Consider the following 19,113-nt stretch of genomic DNA (forward strand, 5'->3'; position numbering starts at 1 on the left):
GTGCCGGGTGCGTCGCAGTCTCCATCTGCTGGGATCGGACAAGCGCGGCACATCGTCCGCTTCTACGTGCAGTGCTCGTTTCGCCAAGACTTCGGCGCCATGCCGAATCGCTTCGTGAACCATTGAGTGAAGGACGCATGTCGTGTGTAGCCGAGCAGCGTGGCAACGTGTCCGATCGAATACCGCCGGTTGCTCATATAGCGAACCGCGAGATCGTGGCGCACTTCTTCGATCAGATCCGAGAACGTCGTGTCCGCTTCAGCCAGGTGCCGCTGCAGAGAGCGCACGCTCATATGCAACTGGCGGGCGACGTGCTCGATGTCTGCCTGTTCGACAGGTAACAGCAAATAGATTGCGTTGCGAACCTCCGCGGCGATGGTCGGAGAACCTTCCACGTCGACGGATATCGCCAAACCTTCCGCATATCTGACCAGTTCCGGATCCGCCATCGGATTGGGTTGGTCCAGATCGCTGTCGAGGCAAATCAACCCGTTAAAGTCGCTGCCGAACATCACCGGGCAGCCGAAGTAATGCCGGTGATCGCGCAGGTCAGGCGGTGCCGGATGCGTGAAGTGGACACTGATCGGCTTCCAGTTCGGGCCAAGAATCGCCGCGCAGGTTCGTGTCAGCACACCGATCGCAAGCTCGACTGTTTGCCGCGGCCATTCACCCGTGTCGCACAGAATCTGCTCACCGATTACAACCCTCGATCCGGTCGTTTCGAAGTAGAGCCCGAGCGCGTCGTTCAGCAAGTGACGATATTGCAGCATCGCGAGGAGCACCTCGCGAAGCGTGCGCTTGTGCGCCAGCAGGAGGCCGATGATCCCGAAGTCGAAGGCCGTGCGCGCCTTCGCCATCTGGATGCCGAAAGACAGACAGCCGGACTCGGACGCGGAAGCCTCAAGCAGTTTGCAAACTGCCATGAACGAGATGCGTTGTTCCCGGTTCATCAGCATCGCCGGATCGAGCCCGAACTTGCGCAACAGGTCATGCGCGGGCAGTCCGTGTCGCAGCGCTACCTGGAGGTAATGCGTCAACGCGGCCGCCCGGGCCTTGGGTTCATTTGCTGTCGCTTGACTGTGCTGAGCGGTTGCCATGACGAGGCCTCGGGGTTTATACGAACTGGCGCGGAAAATGAAGAAAACGGCGCCAAAACTAAAATCGAGTTTACGGGTTGCCATATAGTAGCCAACAACAGCTCGTCGCGCATCAGCCCCGGCAGATCAAGACTTTGGGCGAGGTAATCGCCCCGACTGCCGGGCTGCGGTGCACGACATCGACTGCAGATGCCATTCATGGAGAAGTTCACATGTCACATGCAATCCGTCTTTACGAAATCGGCGGTCCGGAAGTCCTCAAGCTCGAAAAGGTGGAGGTCGGCGAACCGGGGCCGGGACAAGCCCGCGTCCGGCATAGCTACATCGCCGTCAATTTCATCGACATCTATCACCGCACCGGTTACTACCCGATGCAGTTGCCGAGCGGCCTGGGTTCGGATGCGGTCGGTGTTGTCGAGGCCGTCGGACCCGACGTGACCGATATCAAGGTCGGGGATCGTGTCGGCTACCTGATGGGCCCGCAGGGCGCCTATTCCGACGTTCGCGTGATGCCTGCCGGGGTATTGATTCCGCTGCCCGACGGCATCTCGGATCCCACGGCAGCGACGCTCATCATGAAGGGCATGACGGCGCAATACCTGTTTCGTCAGGTCTATCCGCTGAAGGGCGGCGAGACCATTCTGTATCACGCTGCTGCCGGCGGTGTTGGTCTGATCGCCTGCCAGTGGGCGCGCGCACTCGGTGTGACGATGATCGGCACCGTCAGCAGCGACGAAAAGGCGGAGATTGCGAAGGCGAACGGCTGTACGCATACGATCGTCACGTCACGCGAAAACATTGCCGAGCGCGTGCGCGAGCTCACGGACGGAAAGGGTGTGCCGGTCGTTTTCGACTCCGTCGGAAAAGACACGCTTCAAGCGTCACTCGACAGCCTGCAAGTGCGCGGTACGCTCGTCAGTAATGGCACGAGCTCCGGACCGGTCCATATCGATGCGTTGGCGCTCGCGCTGAAAGGTTCGATCTGGTTCACGCGTCCGGCGATGGTGCACTACGCGACTCCGCGGTCGCACATGCTGTCGATGGCAAAGGAACTGTTCGATCTGGTGCTCGAAGGGAAAATCCAGAGCGAGCCGAAGCAGACATTTGCGCTCGCGGATGCCGCCGACGCACATCGCATGCTCGAGTCGCGGAAGACGACTGGCGCCACGGTGCTGGTTCCGTGAATTCGACGTAGTTTCGCGGGAGTCCGAGGGGCTTCTCGTGCACGTCATTGTGAGACGTTGCAGCAGAGGCACCGTTGCAGCGCGACCGCGGAACGATGGCGTTTGAAATAACAACGGAGGAGCACACGGCGCCGTGCTCCGAAGAAGATTCAGGAGACTTAGTGTTATGCATATCGAGCAACTTACCTATGCCTTGGGCGCTGAACTGACGGGTGTGAAACTGGCTGATGCGATTCACGACGACGGCCTGTTTTCCGAGATTCGCGCAGCGCTGCTCAAGTATCGCGTGCTGTTTCTGAGAGATCAGGATCTCGCCAGCTCGGAACATGTGGCCTTCGCGCAGCGATTCGGCGACCTCGAGGACCATCCGGTCGCGGGCAGCGACCCCGAGCATCCGGGCCTTGTCCGAATCTACAAGACGCCGGATCAACGGCCGGACCGCTACGAAAATGCATGGCACTCCGATGCCACCTGGCGGGAAGCGCCGCCCTTCGGTGCGGTGCTCAGGTGTGTCGAATGTCCGCCGATCGGTGGCGACACGATGTGGGCAAACATGGCGCTGGCCTACGAAAAGCTGCCTGACTACATCAAGGAAAAGATCGTGAATCTGCGTGCGCGTCACGGCATCGAGGCCGTCTTTGGTGCGTCGATGCCGATGGAGAACCGTCTGGCGCTCAAGGCAAAGTATCCGGACCCTGAGCATCCGGTCGTGCGTACGCATCCGGAAACGGGCGAGAAGGTTTTGTACGTGAATGTCTTTACCACACACTTCACCAATTTCCACACCGCGGAGCACGTTCGATATGGGCAGGACGCGAATCCCGGAGGCGCGGAGCTCCTTCGCTACCTGATCAGTCAGGCGTATATCCCTGAGTATCAGGTCCGTTGGCGATGGAAGCCGAACAGCGTTGCGATCTGGGATAACAGCGCGACACAGCACTACGCAGTGATGGATTACCCGCCGTGCTATCGGAAGATGGATCGTGCCGGGATCATCGGCACCACGCCCTATTGAATGTTCGCGGGCGCTTCGTTGCTACGCGCCTTCACGTTGCGAGCAAGCGCCCGTTTCGAAACAATTTTCGCCGATCGGCGAAGGCACCGAGAACCTGCCGGATGGACCCGACAATCGTCATCGTACCTGGGCTGCGTGACCATGTGACCGAACATTGGCAAACGCTGCTGGAAGAAAAGTTGAGCAATTCGATTTCGGTCGAACCACTCGAGACTGACAAGCTCAGCTGCGCGGCGCGCGTCGCTGCACTCGACGCGACACTCGCCCGTGTCGACGGCCCCGTCATCCTGGTTGCGCATAGCGCTGGCGTCATGATTACCGTGCATTGGGCGCAAAGGCATCGACGGGAGATCCATGGTGCGCTACTTGCCACGCCGCCCGATCTCGAGACGCCACTGCCGCACGGGCATACCTCTCGCGAGGTTCTGGAGGAGAACGGGTGGCTGCCGATTCCACGCAATACGCTGCCGTTTCCGAGCGTTGTCGCCGCGAGCCACAACGATCCACTGGCTGGCTTCGATCGCGTCACCGAGTTTGCCTCCAATTGGGGAAGCCGTCTGGTCGACCTCGGAAACGTCGGTCATTTGAATCCGGCGGCCGGATTCGGCGAATGGCCGATGGCGGAAGAGCTGATCCGCGCATTGCGCTGATCCATTCCACTTCACGTAAGGAGACGACCGTGCAATTTCTCGATGATTCGCTGCTTCCTGAAAATCAGGAACCCTTAGTTATTCAGGTGGCACCCTATGGACCGCAGTTTCTTCCGGACGATTCCGACGACATCCCGGTCAGCATGGACGAACAGGTTCAGAAGGCGGTAGATTGCTACAACGCCGGGGCGACCGTGCTGCATGTCCATGTGCGCGAGGCCGACGGCAAGGGAAGCAAGCGCCTGTCGATGTTCAACGAACTGCTCGCCCGCTTGCGCGACGCCGTACCCAAAATGATCCTGCAAGTCGGCGGCTCCATTTCGTTCGCGCCGGAAGACTCGGGGCAGGCGGCGAAATGGCTGTCGGATGACACGCGGCACATGTTGGCCGCGCTCGATCCCAAGCCGGACCAGGTGACGATCGTCGTCAACAACGCCACGATGAATGTTACCGAACTTCATCCGAAGGAAGAGTTCGCGGGAACCTCCCTCGCGGAGCCGGCGTACTTCGAGGCTTACCGCAACATGTCGTATGAGGCCGGACCGCTGTTCGTCGAGGAGCACCTCAAGCGGCTGCAGGCCGCGCGCATTCAGCCTCACTTCATGATCAGCCAGATCGCCAAGCTGGAATCGATCGAGCGCCTGATTCGGCGCGGCATTTACAAGGGGCCGCTGGTAGTGAACTGGGTGCAGCTCGGCGGTGGATCCGAGGGGCCGAATCCGCGGAACATGCTGGAAATGATCAATCGCCTGCCGGATAACGCGGTCTTCACTGTCGAATCTTTCATGCGCTACGTTCATCCGTTGACGACGATGGCGATTGCGATGGGATTCCACGTGCGCTGCGGCATCGAAGACACGCTCTGGGGACGCAAGGGCGAAAGGATGACTTCAGTGCAGCAAGTAGAACGCATGGCGAACATGTCACGCAGCTTGTATCGCGAGGTAGCCAGCGCGGACGAGGCACGGCGCATTTACCGGATCGGCGAGTGGTACGAGTCCACCGACGAGACGCTCATGAAGGTCGGCTATCTCCCGAACCGGAAGAGCGGTGTGTTGGGGCAGCCGTCGTGGGTTGCATAGCAAGCGGAAGCGTCGTGACTGTGGGTGTTCTGATACGCCCATAGTCTGCCGCTGGATACCGAATTGCCGCCTTCCCGCGGAAGGTGGACGAAGTCGGGTAAATAACAGTTGTGGCTGGATCTGCAACAGAGGGGACCGGCTGTCATGTTCCGGTGTCCTGCAATAAATGTACGGGTATTGGGGATGTCGTCCGGGATCCTCGATCCCGGTTCGTTTGGATGTCGGTAGATATCAGATCGGGGTAACCCGGCAATCACAATAGGTAGCGGAGACGTCGATGAAACTGAAGTGGAGCGGTGGGGCAGTTCTCGCGGTATTCGCGTGTGCGGCGCACGCGCAGTCGTCAGTTACGCTGTACGGAGTGGTCGATTCCGGTTTGTTGTATCAGAGCACATCTGCGGCATCGTTTGCACCGACTGCGCGTAACAATGGACACGTGTTTGCCTTCAAGGACGCGGGTATCTATTCGAGCTTCTGGGGTTTGAAGGGTACGGAGGACATCGGCGGCGGCTACAAGGTGAACTTTCGGCTGCAGGGTGTGTTTAACAGCGGCACCGGAAAACTCGGGCTCGCGGACACGACGAGCGGTACCGCGGTGTTCAATCAGCAGACGACGATCGGCATCTCCGGCCCGTTCGGCTCGTTCGACGCCGGACGCCAGTTCACGCCGATGATCTATGCGATGGCCGAAACCGACGCGCGCAACGCGCAATATTTCGGCAGCATCCTGACTGCGTGGCTTGGTATGAACCAGGTCGCCGGCTGGCCAGGCACGAACTCGAACGTGCCGATCGGCGCGCTGTATGACAGTAATGCACTCGTCTACCAGTCGCCGAAGTTCTATGGTGCGTCGGTCGCACTCGAATACGCGCCGGGCGGGGTTCCGGGGCAGATTCAGGGCGGCACGCGCGAGTCGGCGGTGCTCAAATATTCGAACTACGGGCTCAATCTCGCGGCGGTCTACTACAACGCCCACGACACGAACGCCGCAGCGGTGACGCCGACCGGCCTCGACAACAACCGCTTCTATTACCTGGGCGCGAAGTACACGTTCCGCGGGTTGTCAGTGTCGGCGTCGTATGCGATCGGCAAGAATCCGTCAAACACGAAACTCGCGGATTACGAAATGATCTCGGGTGGTCTCGGCTACCAGTTCACGCCGTTGTTTCGGATCACATCCGGATACTACTATCTGAAGGATCGCAACAACGGTGCAAACCATTCCAGCGAATACGCGGCGGGCGCCGAGTACAGTCTGTCGAAACGCACAACGATGTATGCGCAGGTCGGTTACGTCGCGAACCACGGCACGATGAACCAGACGATCACGTATGGCCAGCCTGTCGCGCCGGGCGTGTCGACGACGGCCGCAATGATCGGCATGCGGCATACCTTCTGACGAAGCAAAGAGGAAATTTGAGGACGAAACGGGGAACAACGATGAAGATGATGAACGGCATCAGGGTGGTGCTCTGCATCGTGATCGCGGCGGTGACGAGTGACGTGTGGGCGCAGGCGAGTGCGCCTGTCGGGGCATCGGCAAATGCGTCGGGCGGCGCAGCGGCCCCCGCGTCCGGCGGAATGTCGGCAAAGTCCGTGCGGCAGGCGAACCGCGCGCTGCGGCGCAAGATATACGCGGCGCTAGCGCTGCACAAGGAGATCGACGCGGGCAGCATCAGCGTGACCGCGAAAGGCGGCGCAGTCACGCTGAACGGCACGGTGACCGAAGCGTCACAGATTGAAACGGTTGGCAATGTGGCGAAGAGCGTCGCCGGCGTAACGTCGGTTACTAATAAAGTGACGATCCAGCGCCCGTTAGGGCAATGACAAGAATGTCAACGCGAGCCAATCTGAGTCGCGGTTAGTTGTACTGGCTTACTGGATGCGGAGGGAATAAAGGTGGGGCGAGTGATCGCCCCTGCTTCGAGGAAAATCGCAGTCGGCGCGCACGGTGCGCGCGCTCTGGTGAGCGGGACATCCGCAGCTGAGTGCGCCCGGCCGACAGCGAACGGGGCAATGACAGCGAAGGCCGACAAGCCGGCAAGCGAAAATTGCTGGCGATCGACCGCCTTCGGAGTGAAGCGGTCGTCTGAATGGCACAGTCTCAGCGATAGCGAGCGTCGCCTCCTGGCCGAACTAGGGTGTCCGGCAAAGGGTCACGGCCGTGCGCCGCAGCATCCGCCGCCAACTTCCGAAGCCACAGGACCAAGCTGCCGCTGAAGCTGCAATCAGACCGCTTGCACTGTTGAGTCCGGGCTGACGGATCCTGACGATCCCGTTCCTTCAACCGTGGTTTTCGATCTGATCGGCCAGCAGATTCATTGCGCGGGACACCTGACGGCCGAAGTAGTTCGGCCGCTCGCGTTCGTAGGCGCGCAACAGTTCGGTGCATTCGCGTTCCGGCCAGCGCCAGTGCGGCCCCTGTTTCGCAAACGCCGGATGATCGCGTAATTCGGCGGGCACTTCGTGCTCATCCGTCCAGCCCCATAGATACGTCCGCTGTACACCGGAAAACGGCATACCAACCGCAGCCGCCACCGTCGCGTCGTGGCGCAAAGTGAAGTCGACGATTTCCGTTCGCACGCGTCCATCGGCATGGGTGTGACGCGCCTCGATCCAGCAGTGATAGCGCGCAAGTTGCGACAGATGCGTCGCGGTGCGGCGCCGCTCGCGCGTCGAGCAGAGCACGTACAGGTTTCCGTCGCCGAAATCCATCACCTCGCCGCCCGCAACGGGCCGATACCGCACGCCGGTCAACAGCGTCAGGAACTGCGCGCCGACGATGGCGTAGTCGGCGCAGCGCATGTACCCGTCCTTGGTCGTCGCCTCCGACACGCTTCGATGAACCACTTCGTCGATCACCGGATGCAACGCCCTGTCTAGCGGCGCGTTCAGGATCGGGGTTTGGCTTGCCGTGACCGTGACTCGCATTGTTGGCTATACATGTCCACATGACTTTGGGACGGAGTATAGCCTGAAATGTTACCAACTGTTACGGGCTGGAGGGTTGGCGAATCGCCAAGTGGACATTGACAGTTCTTTGGGCCAGCATGCGGCGTTGATTCACCCTGGCGTTCGGCAAATGTCAATTTGGAACATTTGCCGTCATGGATCGGACGGCCCCTTTCTGACGCAAGAGTCGCCGTTTGAACGATCGTACGTTTGAGCAAGCGAAAGGCCGTTTCTGGCCGGTTACCGCCCGATGCGGTTCGCTGAAGCCGACCCTGAACAGTCCGTCGCGCTGTCGCAGCGAATGGCCACTGATCTGCTTGAAGCAGACGCCCGCAAACGGCAGTTACATACCCGCTAGCCGGCTAATTCGGCATCCACCGTTCAAACGATCCGAATCGGCACGTGGTGGATCGCGTTGTTGCCGTAACCCAGCCTGTTCCACTCGGCGTGCTCGGGCTGGGTGCGCCCGGCGAGATCGGTGGCCCGCGCGCTCAACGTAACGACACCCGGCTCGTGGACTCTGCTGATCAGTTCCCACCACTGCCAGCTGTGACGTTTGCGCTCGCCGACGAGATGCGCCTCCTGCCAGCTTCCGCCGCCCACGCTTATCTCCACATGCGCAATCGGAGCGGCACCGGACCAGGCTACGCCGCGGATGGCCAGTTCGCCGCACGGGACCTCCTGGTTGGGGGCTGGCTCGGTGATCAGGGACCGCACCCGTTGCAACGTCACCGGTTCGCGGACGGCCTGGCTATCGCGTTCGCATTCGTACCAATATTTGTCCGACTGGTAGTACCCGGCGAACGGCTGGTCGATCAGCTCAATCTCGGTCAGCCATTTGACCGAAGCCACGGCATACCAGTCTGGAACCAGGAGGCGCACGGGGTAGCCATGTTGAATGGGCAGTGGCTCGCCGTTCATCGCATAGGCCAGTAGCAGATCAGGATCGCGGGCAGACCCAAGCTGGAGACTGCGCTCGAAGCGGATGGGTTCTGAGCGGCCCTCCACCATCCCGCCGTCTGCGCCACGAAACAATACTTCGCGTGTGCCGGTCCGCACGCCAGCCCGATCCAGAACTTCCGCCAGCGGCACTCCCGTCCACTCTGCGGTGCTGACGGCACCCTGGTCCCATTTCTCGCCCTGAATGGCCGGCTGGAACTTTGTGCGGCCGTTTCCGGCGCACTCGAGGGTCGCGACGAGCGTCTGCGACGGCATGTTGTGGAGATCGTGCAAACTCAGGCTAAGCGGTCGTTCGACGAGGCCGCCGACCGTGAGGCGGAAGGTGGCCGCGTCGAGGATAGGGATCTGGAAGTGATTGCGGACGTAGAAGTGCGCATTCGGCATAACCACGCCGCCGATCAGCGCCGGAATCGAGGTCTCACAGTTGAGAGGATGCGCGCGATGGACTATCAGCCCTGCCTCAATGGCCTTCACGCAGGCTTCTTCGGGATCCACCGCCGACACGAACTCGCTGACGGGCATCGCGGCGCCGCAGCCTCCGCTCGCGACCACGCGCGCGCATGTCGAGGCGGGATAGATATCCAGGCTGCCGACCATCTGTAACGGCTTCATGAACGCGCGCAGGTGGTCTTCGTCATCCGCTTCAAGGATGAGATACAAGGTGTGCTCGTTCTCCACGATCGCCTCGCCCTGAATCTCCACCCCGTGCTGTCTGACGTTTGGACGCCTCAGGTGATTCAATAGCATCGCCCCCAGATCAGGGTCCTCAGCTGGGCACCGCTCAGCAGCGTGCTGGTGCCGTACGACGAAGAGTGCCATGGCTGCTCTCCAGACGTCATTTCGACCAGCTTACTGCGGCTTGGCGGTCGAAGTCGAGCGTTCCAGGAGATCGAATGGAAACAGCTCGGTTGTGCGCGTTTTCCCGCCGCCCCGGGGCAGGGGCGGCACGGTGGCGCTTTTTGAGGGATATACGACCTTTGAGTCATACTCGTCACGTTCCATACTTCGCGTGGAAGGTCGAGCCGGGAAGAGCGCACAAACGCGATTGCGTTTTGAACGTTCGGCCTGATCAATCACCACGTAGAAAGGAACAGAAGATGAGGCTTAAGAACAAGTCAGCTTTAATCACGGGTGGTACCAGTGGCATCGGTCTCGCAACCGCGAAGCTGTTCATTGCAGAAGGCGCCCGGGTAGCGGTTACAGGTCGCGATGATGCCGTGTTTGGGCGCGTGAAGGCCGAGCTTGGCGAGAATGCGATCGTTCTCAAGGGCGACGTCCGTTCGATCACGGACATGCGCGCGATTGCCGCTGAGGTAAAAGAGAAGTTCGGCGGCCTGGATGTCGTGTTCGCCAACGCTGGCTGGGCTTTCCCGTCCGCAGTCAACGACATCGACGACGAGCTCTATAACGAGATCATGGACATCAACGTCAAGGGCGTGGTGTTCACGCTTCAAGCGGTGCTGCCGGACTTGCGAGAGGGCTCCTCAGTTATCCTCAATACATCGTTCGTTGCGCAGACCGGCAAGCATGGCATTTCGTTGACTGCGGCGGCGAAGGCCGCCGTGCGATCGCTTGCCCGCAGTTGGTCCTACGAGTTTCTTGACCGGAAAATCCGCTTCAACGCGATCGCTCCCGGCGCGATGGACACCCCTCTGCTCACCAAGTGGGGCATGCCCGACGAATGGGTTCGCGACCGCAAGGCCGAGTTCGCCGGAGCCATTCCGGTGGGCCACATGGGCAAGGCTGAGGACATTGCCTACGCGGCGCTCTATCTCGCCAGCGACGAATCTTCGTACGTCGTCGGTACCGAACTGGTCGTCGATGGCGGTGCCTCGCAGCTTTAAGCCTGCGGCGCCCGATTCCGGCGCCCTGCACGTCATCCCGGTTCATCCACATCCCGATCTCACGTCCGCCACGCTTTTCGTCGCGGCGGCCATTCAATCCGGCCCAGCCTGGTTGCGCTCTCAGAGGGGGCCGAAGTGCAAGGAGAAATGATCTTGACCGACAGTAGCGAAAACAATGCTTCCGGACAGCCACTCAGCAGAGCAGGCCGTTCGCGCCGCGATGTTCTCAAGTTTGGAAGCGTCGCCACGCTCGGCGCCGTCCTGGGCGGCGGGGCCTTGCGTGGGCACGCAACCCCTGTTCTTGCGCAGGCAGGCAGCGAGGGGGGACTTGCCCCGAATGTCCCCCTCAATATTCTGATCGTCAATTACGATGGAGGGACGCTGCTCGACTTCGCGGGCCCCAGCGAGATTTTCCATCGGCTACCGAATACGAACGTTCGCTACGCGAGCCTCAATGGCGGCAACGTGACGCTCGAATTCGGCGTCGTGTATGGCGAGACGGAACGACTGGCCGATATCGAGAAGACAGACGTGATCCTGGTCCCTGGCGGGTCCGATCTGACGGCGCCGATGCGACCGGAGTATCAAGCGCAGATCCGGCGTCTGGCAGAAAGCGCCAAACACGTTACGTCGGTTTGCAACGGATCGCTCGTGCTCGCCGCAACGGGCGTTCTCAAGGGTAAGCGAAGCGCCTGCCATTGGGCCTTCGTCAACAAGCTGGCGGAATATGGCGCCATTCCCGTTCCCGACCGCTTCGTCGAAGACGACAACGGCCGGTTCATGAGCGGCGGCGGCGTGACGGCGGGCATCGACTTCGCTCTTCGCGTTGCAACGAAGCTGCGCGGTCAACAGGCCGCCGAATTCACGCAACTCCTGATCGAATATGATCCCGCTCCGCCGTTCCACTCCGGTCATCCGAGAGACGCACGGCCAGAAACAATCGCGATGGTCGACAAAAGGCTGCCCGGCGCATCCAGGGGACTCGCACGAATCCCGGGCGTTCGTTGAAATGCTTGCAGGCAATGTGTGCAAGGCCATCCGCAGGCCTCGATGATCACCGCAGCCGACATTGCCTGCTCCGCCTTCCAGTTTTTCGCAGTCCTAGAAATTCAATCCATGATCGGAAATCACTCGATGCAACAGATTCGTATTTTCACTGCTGCTCTTGCAGCCTGCGTCACCTTTTTCGCGTTTGCAGCGCCGGCGACTGCCGGTGGTTCGCAACGTCCGCCCGAAGCGGCCATCAAGGCAGAAAACGCGCGATGGGCGGATGCTTTTGCGCGAGGGGACTATGAGGCGATCGGCCGACTCTATACCGACGACGGCACACTCTTGCCGCCCGGAGGCGACAAAGTCACGGGGAGCCGCGCGATCGTCGAGTACTTCACCAAGGGGTATGCCGGATCAAAACCCGGCACCGTATCGTTCAGCCATGACGAGTTCTACGGTAATGATCGGATCGTGACGGAGGTTTCGGATGCGGAGGTTCGCGACCACGATGGAAAGCTCAAAATCCGCGCCAAGCAGATTCTCGTCTTTGTGAAGCAGGCCGGCGTGTGGAAGTTGCATCGCGACATGTGGAATGACTACGCTCCCGTGGAAACCGACGGCCAGTGAGCGTCCGGCGAAATAGCCCGTTAGCGGAACGTTGACCACGCAGCACGCTGATCGGCCGGCGGTCGATCAGCGCGCTCCGTTCGATCGACTCTCGCGTCGAATCGCTTGCGGCGGGTGCCCATGCAGTTTGATGAAGGCCCTCCGCATCCGTTCCGGATCGGTGAATCCCACAGCCAGCGCAATCTGTTCGATCGGTTCGCTACCCCCCTGCAGGCGCAGCCTCGCCGCTTCGACTCGCAAGCGCTCGACCGCCTTGGCAGGTGTTTCACCGGTTTCCCGGCGAAATGCCCGTCCGAACTGTCGCAAGCTCAATCTTGCGGCATCGGCGAGTCGTTCGACAGGTAACGCTTCAGCCAGATGTTCCCTGGCAAAATTCAGCGCGATGCGGATACGATCCGATTCCGGCTCCATCTGCGACATGGCAGAGAATTGGGACTGACCTCCGGGTCGACGATACGGAACAACCAAAAGCCTGGAGACAGCGCGCGCGATCTCCGCGCCCATATCGCTTTCAATCATGCCGAGCGCCAGGTCTATGCCGGAGGCGATGCCCGCCGACGTCCAGATGCGGCCATCCACGATATAGATACTGTCGCCCTCGACCCTGGTGCGAGGGAAGCGCGACTGCAATAGAGCAGCGTATCGCCAGTGCGTCGTTGCTCTCAAGCCATCCAGCAAGCCGGTTTCCGCGAGCAGAAACGCGCCCGTACACACGCTTGCCACCCGCGAGGCCCTGGCGCCCAATTTCCTGGCAGCGGCGATGTTCTCCGATGTCTGCATCGGATTGATATCACCGCCGACGAAAACGACGGTGTCAAACGTGCGCCTTCCGATCGGCTGGGTCTCGATCGAAAGGCCCGTATTGCCAGGAACGGGGCCTCCGGACTGCGAGATTACTTGGAGATCGTATGGCGTATGGCCAGCGGCCGTGGTCACCTGATTGAAAGCGGAAAGTGGTCCGCTAAGATCAAGAGCATCGTGGCCACGGCAAACGAAGAATCCAATTCGATGCATGACGAAGTCGCTAACTGAAAACCCCGGAAAGACGCATTTTACGCGGAACCCTCGAATAGCGTCACTCGGCCTGAAATGAGGGAAAAACGTCCTTTACGCCCTCATCGATTGCCGGTACAGCCGATGCTTGGAACAGCGCAGGCAAGTCATCCGCATCGAAGAGGTGGAGGTTCATTGCCGGTTTATCTGCATCGCCTCGAACGTTAATGGTTGGTCGCTGGCCCAAAGCGTTTAACTGTTACGACCGGTCTTAAACCGTGGGCTTGTACAGCGCGCAATAGAGTTGGGTGCGACGCCTGCACCAAGTGCGGCCGAGCCCATATTAGTCAGCGCCGTACGCGCGGCGTTTGCCAGTTCGACTCGCGCGCGAACTCGACGAATGCATTCAGGTAATCGACGACGGCATCGTCCTCGCGCGTGCCCAGAAAAATCTGCTTGGCGATGCCCTGTTTGCCGAGCTTGACGATGGCGAGCGGCATGCGGTCAGCGTATTCTTCCGCGAGCCATTTGGGCAGCGCCGCCACGCCACGGTGGCTCGCGACCATCTGCAGCATGATGTCCGTCGTCTCGATCGTTTTGTGCCGCCGCGGAATGATGCCGGCGGGGCGCAGAAACTGGTTGTAGATGTCGAGCCGGTCGGTTTCCACGGGATAGGTAATGAGCGTTTCGTCGACCAGTTGTTCCGGTTTCACATAGCGCTCGCCTGCCAGCCGATGATTTTCCGCGACCACCAGCACCTGCTCGTAGTCGAACACCGGTTCGAAGCGCAGGCCGGGGCGGTTGAGCGGATCGGGCGTCACCAGCACGTCGATGTCGTAGCCGATCAGCGCGCCGATCCCGCCAAACTGGAAGCGCTGCTTCACATCCACGTCCACATCGGGAAATCGCGCGAGATACGGTGAAACGACCTTGAGCAGCCACTGATAGCACGGCGCGCATTCCATGCCGATGCGCAGGGTGCCGCGCTCGCCCGCCGCGTACTGCTTCATGCGCTCCTCGGCTAGCTCGAACTGGGGCAGAAGACGCTCGGCGAGCGAGAGCAGATACTGGCCGGCCTGCGTAGGGCGCAGGCTGCGTCCCTCCCGGTGCCAGATCGGGGTGCCGAGTTGCTGTTCGATCTTTTTGACCGTGTGGCTCAACGCCGATTGCGTGAGGAAAAGCGATTCCGCGGCTGCGGTGAGTGAGCCCTGACGGGCTACTTCACGAACGATGACGAGATGAACGCGCTCGAGCATGGAAATGGACAATCCAGCAAAAATGAAGAAATCTAATGGATGGATGAAATAATGCCATTTTTCTTCATCGAAGATAAGCCCTATGACCGCTCCCACTTCTGAACTTTCCGTACTTTTCAGTGAATGGCAGTGCGCATGCTCGCGGAGGCAGCCCACGCCCTTCAACGGTGCCTTTGCTATGGGTTTTCTCCAGACAACATCGACATGACGACGGACGATAGTGACGAAATCGGGCGGCTCATGAATGTGCTTGAGTCGGATGCAGAAGTATGCTGGCCGCTCACGCAGTGTGAGGCCAACGACCGGATTTTCTGATGAATGAAACTAATGAATGTATGAAAAATAATCCATGGTCAAATAGAAGGCGGTCCAGGATAATTACGGGCTACCCCGGCAATCTTGGCGTTTCCCGCTTTAAAGCATGACTCTTCGGACCGACGAGGCCGCTAGATATGCACCGCTGGAACAACTGGCGCTCTAGCCAAAGTGCGGCTTCGCGAGCACTGTCCACGCAATGATTTTGCGTAGCGGCGCAACGAGACAAGCTCAAACTCGTACTCGATACACCACGTGAAATCTGGCGCGAGGCCTGAAAGACAATCGTCGCTGCGTAAGCATGCCGGTCGTGTATCAGCCTGCGTGACGTTTCGGCGAAAGGAGATGTCATGACATCAACCCATAACCGTAAGCCTCTCCCATTGCCCGGCGGCCAGAGCAGGGTGCTGTTGCATTCGTGCTGCGCGCCGTGTTCCGGGGAAGTCATGGAAGCCATGGTAGCGTCGGGCATCGACTTCACGATCTTTTTCTATAACCCGAATATTCATCCGCGCAAGGAATACGATCTACGCAAAGACGAGAACATTCGCTTTGCGGAGAATTTCGGCATTCCGTTTGTGGATGCCGATTACGACCGCGATAACTGGTTCGAGCGCGCACGCGGCATGGAAAACGAACCGGAACGCGGCGTACGCTGCACGATGTGCTTCGACATGCGTTTCGAGCGAACCGCGCTTTACGCGCACGAAAATGGCTTCCCGGTGATCACGAGTTCGCTGGGCATCTCGCGCTGGAAGAACATGCAGCAGATCAACGAGAGCGGCGTGCGCGCGGCTTCGCATTACCCCGACCTGATGTATTGGGAGTACAACTGGCGCAAGGCAGGCGGATCATCCCGCATGATCGAGATCAGCAAGCGAGAAAACTTCTACCAGCAAGAATATTGCGGCTGCGTCTACTCGCTACGCGACACCAATCGGCATCGCCTGGAAAGCGGCCGGGAACACATTCAGCTGGGCGTGAAATTCTACGGCGACGACGACTTCGCAATCGAATCTTGAGCTCGCCGTCAGTAAACCGACCTGCGCCTCTTATCTGCTGCGATCCAGGACAGGATTGAACGGGCGTTCGGCCATTCCAGTCATCATTCCTTGTCCCCGCAGCGAGGGACGTCTCTTTTATGCATGCCCCACAGTTCGTCGCTAGATTCGATTCGACGTGAGCATGAAAATATCTAATGGCTCCATGAAATCAAATCATTTTTATTCATGAGTGGCCTGGCATAAAATTCTGAAAATGCAAGAAGTAAATGCAGCTTCTACCTCAGAATTCAGGTTGCCAGATCCCAATGAATAAAGATTTTACATTTTCTATCAAGAGCATTTGTTTCGATGAAGACTATCATCCGTCGGACAATACGCGTATCACAACCAACTTTGCCAACCTGGCCAGAGGGCAGAGTCGCCAGGAGAACTTGCGCAACACCTTCAGGATGATTGACAATCGTTTCAATGCGTTGGCGCATTGGGACAACCCTGAAGGCGATCGTTATACTGTCAAGCTTGAAATCATTTCCGTTGAGATGAATATTGATGGTGAAGGCAGTGGTAACGCGCTTCCTTTGATCGAAATATTGAAAACCAATATTTTTGATCGAAAAACCAACGAGCGAATTGATGGCGTTGCAGGAAATAATTTTTCCTCTTACGTGCGGGATTATGACTTTAGTGTGCTATTGCTGGAGCACAACAAGAATGACACCGAATTCAGCACTCCGGATAATTTTGGAGAGCTGCATGGAAAGCTATTCAAGTGCTTCGTGAATTCGAGCGCTTACAAGGATAATTTCAATAAACCGCCCGTCATATGTCTCAGTGTTTCGAGTAGCAAGACTTATCATCGGACTGAAAATCAGCATCCTGTATTGGGCGTTGAATACGAGCAGGATGAATACTCGTTAACTGATGAGTATTTCAAAAAAATGGGGTTGAAGGTTCGCTATTTCATGCCTGCGAACAGTGCTGCGCCTTTGGCTTTTTATTTTGCTGGCGATTTGCTCAGTGATTACACCAATCTTGAGCTTATCAGCACCATCAGCACGATGGATACCTTCCAGAAGATTTATCGTCCTGAGATTTACAATGCGAATTCGGCAGCAGGAAAATCCTATCAGCCAAGTTTGAGGCATGAGGATTTTTCATTAACTCGAATTGTTTATGATCGAGAAGAACGTAGCCGGCTGGCTATTGAGCAGGGAAGGTTTGTTGAGGAGCAGTTTATCAAACCATACCAGGCTGCTCTTGAGCAGTGGTCTGCTAACTACGCTCTTTGACTAATCAAAACGCAAGATCATCTATTGTGAAAAAATTGCTACCCACTTCAACTGCTGGCAGCTTGCCTAAACCCTCATGGCTCGCAGAACCCGAGAAACTTTGGTCGCCGTGGAAATTGCAGGATGAGGGATTATTTGAGGGAAAACAAGATGCCTTGCGTTTGTCACTGCAAGAGCAACAACACGCAGGCATTGATATTGTCAGCGATGGCGAACAAACGCGCCAGCATTTTGTTACCACGTTTATTGAGCACCTCAGCGGCGTTGATTTTGAGAACCGTAAGACCGTTCGAATTCGTGATCGCTATGATGCGAGCGTACCGACGGTCGTTGGTGCTGTTGCCCGCCAAAAACCGGTTTTTGTTGAAGATGCCAAATTTCTGCGTCAGCAAACCAGTCAACCCATAAAATGGGCTCTGCCAGGTCCCATGACGATGATCGATACGCTTTATGACGATCATTATAAAAGTCGCGAAAGGCTGGCCTGGGAATTCGCAAAAATCCTCAATCAGGAAGCCAGGGAGTTAGAGGCTGCTGGTGTTGATATCATCCAGTTTGACGAGCCCGCATTCAATGTTTTCTTTGACGAGGTGAACGATTGGGGTGTTGCCACGCTAGAGCGGGCAATTGAAGGGCTCAAATGTGAAACTGCTGTACACATTTGCTATGGTTATGGCATCAAAGCCAATACGGATTGGAAAAAGACGCTGGGGTCGGAGTGGCGGCAATATGAAGAGGCTTTCCCCAAGCTGCAAAAGTCCAATATCGATATAGTCTCGCTGGAATGCCACAACTCTCGTGTTCCGATGGATCTCATTGAGCTCATTCGGGGTAAGAAAGTGATGGTGGGTGCCATTGATGTGGCAACCGACACCATTGAAACACCAGAGGAAGTCGCCAATACCCTACGAAAAGCACTCCAGTTTGTAGATGCAGACAAGCTCTATCCTTGCACCAACTGTGGCATGGCCCCGCTATCTCGTGCAGTAGCAAGAGGCAAGCTGAATGCGTTGAGTGCAGGCGCAGAAATCGTCCGAAGAGAACTCTCGAACTAATTCTGAGGCGGAAAATGGTCGTCGTGAGCTGCTCGCGGCGACCAAACGCGGAGAATTGAGTGAGCGATTTGGTCGGTTCTGATCGATGGGTCGCTTTCAATATTGCCAAAGACTGAAGTCAGCCAGCATTCCCGGACTACTTCAGACCTTCCTTAACCCTTTCGAGTTGCCCCAGTATTTAGTACCTGCTATGTCACTCCCTAGTACCGCTATCGAGCCATTGAGCTTTCGCGAAGCGCTCGGGCACTACGCATCCGGTATCACTGTGATTACATCACACATTGATGGCGAGCCGATTGGCTTCACTTGCCAGTCGTTCTATAGCGTGTCGATGAGCCCGCCGCTGGTGTCATTCAGCGTAATGTCCAGTTCGGCCAGCTTCCCTAAAATTCGCCAGGCAGGTCGATTCGCAGTCAATATCCTGTCAGATGAGCAAGTCAAGATTTCCAACCAGTTCGCTCGGCGAGGTACGGACAAGTGGCACGGAGTCGAATGGCAGGAATCGCCGCTGGGTAATCCGATCATTGTCGGCAGCCTTCACTGGCTTGATTGCGAAATTCACGCCGAGCACGCCGCAGGTGATCACCTGATCGTGATTGGTGAAGTGAAAGCGTTAAACCTGCAAGAAGCTGCTGCTACGCAGCCATTGCTGTATTTCAAAGGACAATATCGCAACATCGCCGCACATAGCGCGGTTTGAGCGTTTACCTCCGCTGGGCGCCCGCGCAATTGTTCTTCTTCTATGCCGCCCCGCGTGCTGCTGGCTATCATCGCAGTCGTTGCTCTGCACTATCACCAAG

Annotated in this window: 18 protein-coding genes; 13 read left to right on the forward strand and 5 right to left on the reverse strand. The window is 58.1% G+C overall.

The features are described from left to right. Nucleotides 1–62 precede the first annotated feature (62 nt). Nucleotides 63–1,181: an AraC family transcriptional regulator gene (locus G3N94_RS04525; protein WP_346778645.1), complete on the reverse strand. Its 1,119-nt coding sequence runs from the start codon at nucleotides 1,179–1,181 to the stop codon at nucleotides 63–65. 128 nt (nucleotides 1,182–1,309) lie between these two features. On the opposite strand from G3N94_RS04525, the gene G3N94_RS04530 reads away from it, so the two are divergent. The 6 genes from G3N94_RS04530 (at nucleotide 1,310) to G3N94_RS04555 (ending at nucleotide 6,855) form a co-directional block, all read left to right on the forward strand. Then, nucleotides 1,310–2,281 carry a quinone oxidoreductase gene (locus G3N94_RS04530; protein WP_205790990.1) on the forward strand — a complete coding sequence of 324 codons (972 nt, stop codon included), beginning with the start codon at nucleotides 1,310–1,312 and terminating at the stop codon, nucleotides 2,279–2,281. 166 nt (nucleotides 2,282–2,447) lie between these two features. Continuing rightward, the gene (locus G3N94_RS04535; RefSeq protein ID WP_205790901.1) at nucleotides 2,448–3,296 is read left to right on the forward strand and encodes a TauD/TfdA family dioxygenase; all 849 of its coding nucleotides are present in this window, start codon (nucleotides 2,448–2,450) and stop codon (nucleotides 3,294–3,296) included. 101 nt (nucleotides 3,297–3,397) lie between these two features. Further along, the gene (locus G3N94_RS04540; protein WP_205790902.1) at nucleotides 3,398–3,946 is read left to right on the forward strand and encodes an alpha/beta hydrolase; all 549 of its coding nucleotides are present in this window, start codon (nucleotides 3,398–3,400) and stop codon (nucleotides 3,944–3,946) included. A gap of 29 nt (nucleotides 3,947–3,975) precedes the next feature. Further along, on the forward strand, nucleotides 3,976–5,028 hold the full coding sequence (locus tag G3N94_RS04545; RefSeq protein ID WP_205790903.1) for a 3-keto-5-aminohexanoate cleavage protein: 1,053 nt from the start codon (nucleotides 3,976–3,978) through the stop codon (nucleotides 5,026–5,028). Between the two features lie 277 nt (nucleotides 5,029–5,305). Further along, nucleotides 5,306–6,427: a porin gene (locus tag G3N94_RS04550; protein ID WP_205790904.1), complete on the forward strand. Its 1,122-nt coding sequence runs from the start codon at nucleotides 5,306–5,308 to the stop codon at nucleotides 6,425–6,427. A gap of 41 nt (nucleotides 6,428–6,468) precedes the next feature. Continuing rightward, complete coding sequence (locus tag G3N94_RS04555) at nucleotides 6,469–6,855, forward strand: BON domain-containing protein (protein WP_205790905.1); 387 nt, start codon at nucleotides 6,469–6,471, stop codon at nucleotides 6,853–6,855. A 456-nt stretch (nucleotides 6,856–7,311) separates the two neighbouring features. Here the strand turns inward: G3N94_RS04555 and G3N94_RS04560 are convergent, their stop codons facing one another. Then, nucleotides 7,312–7,959: a hypothetical protein gene (locus G3N94_RS04560; RefSeq protein WP_205790906.1), complete on the reverse strand. Its 648-nt coding sequence runs from the start codon at nucleotides 7,957–7,959 to the stop codon at nucleotides 7,312–7,314. Between the two features lie 402 nt (nucleotides 7,960–8,361). Continuing rightward, the gene (locus tag G3N94_RS04565) at nucleotides 8,362–9,759 is read right to left on the reverse strand and encodes a sulfite oxidase (protein WP_205790907.1); all 1,398 of its coding nucleotides are present in this window, start codon (nucleotides 9,757–9,759) and stop codon (nucleotides 8,362–8,364) included. 278 nt (nucleotides 9,760–10,037) lie between these two features. On the opposite strand from G3N94_RS04565, the gene G3N94_RS04570 reads away from it, so the two are divergent. From G3N94_RS04570 to G3N94_RS04580, 3 genes are all read left to right on the forward strand, one after another. After that, complete coding sequence (locus G3N94_RS04570) at nucleotides 10,038–10,784, forward strand: SDR family oxidoreductase (RefSeq protein WP_205790908.1); 747 nt, start codon at nucleotides 10,038–10,040, stop codon at nucleotides 10,782–10,784. A 153-nt stretch (nucleotides 10,785–10,937) separates the two neighbouring features. Beyond that, entirely contained in the window at nucleotides 10,938–11,792 is an 855-nt protein-coding gene (locus G3N94_RS04575; protein ID WP_205790909.1) for a DJ-1/PfpI family protein, read from the forward strand. Nucleotides 11,793–11,918: 126 nt separating this feature from the next. Next, a complete protein-coding gene (locus G3N94_RS04580; protein WP_205790991.1) occupies nucleotides 11,919–12,401 on the forward strand; it encodes an SgcJ/EcaC family oxidoreductase in 483 nt (160 codons plus the stop codon). 66 nt (nucleotides 12,402–12,467) lie between these two features. On the opposite strand, the gene G3N94_RS04585 is transcribed toward G3N94_RS04580, so the two are convergent. Together G3N94_RS04585 and G3N94_RS04590 are read right to left on the reverse strand one after the other, a co-directional pair. Further along, on the reverse strand, nucleotides 12,468–13,415 hold the full coding sequence (locus G3N94_RS04585; protein ID WP_205790910.1) for a helix-turn-helix domain-containing protein: 948 nt from the start codon (nucleotides 13,413–13,415) through the stop codon (nucleotides 12,468–12,470). Nucleotides 13,416–13,741: 326 nt separating this feature from the next. Next, nucleotides 13,742–14,650, reverse strand: coding sequence for a LysR family transcriptional regulator (locus G3N94_RS04590; protein ID WP_205790992.1), 909 nt, complete (start codon nucleotides 14,648–14,650; stop codon nucleotides 13,742–13,744). Between the two features lie 665 nt (nucleotides 14,651–15,315). On the opposite strand from G3N94_RS04590, the gene G3N94_RS04595 reads away from it, so the two are divergent. The 4 genes from G3N94_RS04595 (at nucleotide 15,316) to G3N94_RS04610 (ending at nucleotide 19,013) form a co-directional block, all read left to right on the forward strand. Continuing rightward, a complete protein-coding gene (locus G3N94_RS04595) occupies nucleotides 15,316–15,987 on the forward strand; it encodes an epoxyqueuosine reductase QueH (RefSeq protein WP_205790911.1) in 672 nt (223 codons plus the stop codon). Nucleotides 15,988–16,274: 287 nt separating this feature from the next. After that, the gene (locus tag G3N94_RS04600) at nucleotides 16,275–17,258 is read left to right on the forward strand and encodes a DUF1852 domain-containing protein (RefSeq protein WP_205790912.1); all 984 of its coding nucleotides are present in this window, start codon (nucleotides 16,275–16,277) and stop codon (nucleotides 17,256–17,258) included. 26 nt (nucleotides 17,259–17,284) lie between these two features. After that, the gene (locus G3N94_RS04605; protein WP_205790913.1) at nucleotides 17,285–18,313 is read left to right on the forward strand and encodes a methionine synthase; all 1,029 of its coding nucleotides are present in this window, start codon (nucleotides 17,285–17,287) and stop codon (nucleotides 18,311–18,313) included. A gap of 220 nt (nucleotides 18,314–18,533) precedes the next feature. Then, nucleotides 18,534–19,013, forward strand: coding sequence for a flavin reductase family protein (locus G3N94_RS04610; protein ID WP_241021587.1), 480 nt, complete (start codon nucleotides 18,534–18,536; stop codon nucleotides 19,011–19,013). Nucleotides 19,014–19,113: the final 100 nt, after the last annotated feature.

Source organism: Burkholderia sp. Ac-20353 (assembly GCF_017104785.1).
GTDB lineage: Bacteria > Pseudomonadota > Gammaproteobacteria > Burkholderiales > Burkholderiaceae > Burkholderia.

Bases quoted from the DNA above. Each gene is read 5' to 3' on its own strand.
- G3N94_RS04525 (WP_346778645.1), bottom strand. From the start codon at position 1,181: ATGGCAACCCGTAAACTCGATTTTAGTTTTGGCGCCGTTTTCTTCATT.
- G3N94_RS04530 (WP_205790990.1), top strand. From the start codon at position 1,310: ATGTCACATGCAATCCGTCTTTACGAAATCGGCGGTCCGGAAGTCCTC.
- G3N94_RS04535 (WP_205790901.1), top strand. From the start codon at position 2,448: ATGCATATCGAGCAACTTACCTATGCCTTGGGCGCTGAACTGACGGGT.
- G3N94_RS04540 (WP_205790902.1), top strand. From the start codon at position 3,398: ATGGACCCGACAATCGTCATCGTACCTGGGCTGCGTGACCATGTGACC.
- G3N94_RS04550 (WP_205790904.1), top strand. From the start codon at position 5,306: ATGAAACTGAAGTGGAGCGGTGGGGCAGTTCTCGCGGTATTCGCGTGT.
- G3N94_RS04555 (WP_205790905.1), top strand. From the start codon at position 6,469: ATGAAGATGATGAACGGCATCAGGGTGGTGCTCTGCATCGTGATCGCG.
- G3N94_RS04560 (WP_205790906.1), bottom strand. From the start codon at position 7,959: ATGCGAGTCACGGTCACGGCAAGCCAAACCCCGATCCTGAACGCGCCG.
- G3N94_RS04565 (WP_205790907.1), bottom strand. From the start codon at position 9,759: ATGGCACTCTTCGTCGTACGGCACCAGCACGCTGCTGAGCGGTGCCCA.
- G3N94_RS04570 (WP_205790908.1), top strand. From the start codon at position 10,038: ATGAGGCTTAAGAACAAGTCAGCTTTAATCACGGGTGGTACCAGTGGC.
- G3N94_RS04580 (WP_205790991.1), top strand. From the start codon at position 11,919: ATGCAACAGATTCGTATTTTCACTGCTGCTCTTGCAGCCTGCGTCACC.
- G3N94_RS04585 (WP_205790910.1), bottom strand. From the start codon at position 13,415: ATGCATCGAATTGGATTCTTCGTTTGCCGTGGCCACGATGCTCTTGAT.
- G3N94_RS04590 (WP_205790992.1), bottom strand. From the start codon at position 14,650: ATGCTCGAGCGCGTTCATCTCGTCATCGTTCGTGAAGTAGCCCGTCAG.
- G3N94_RS04595 (WP_205790911.1), top strand. From the start codon at position 15,316: ATGACATCAACCCATAACCGTAAGCCTCTCCCATTGCCCGGCGGCCAG.
- G3N94_RS04600 (WP_205790912.1), top strand. From the start codon at position 16,275: ATGAATAAAGATTTTACATTTTCTATCAAGAGCATTTGTTTCGATGAA.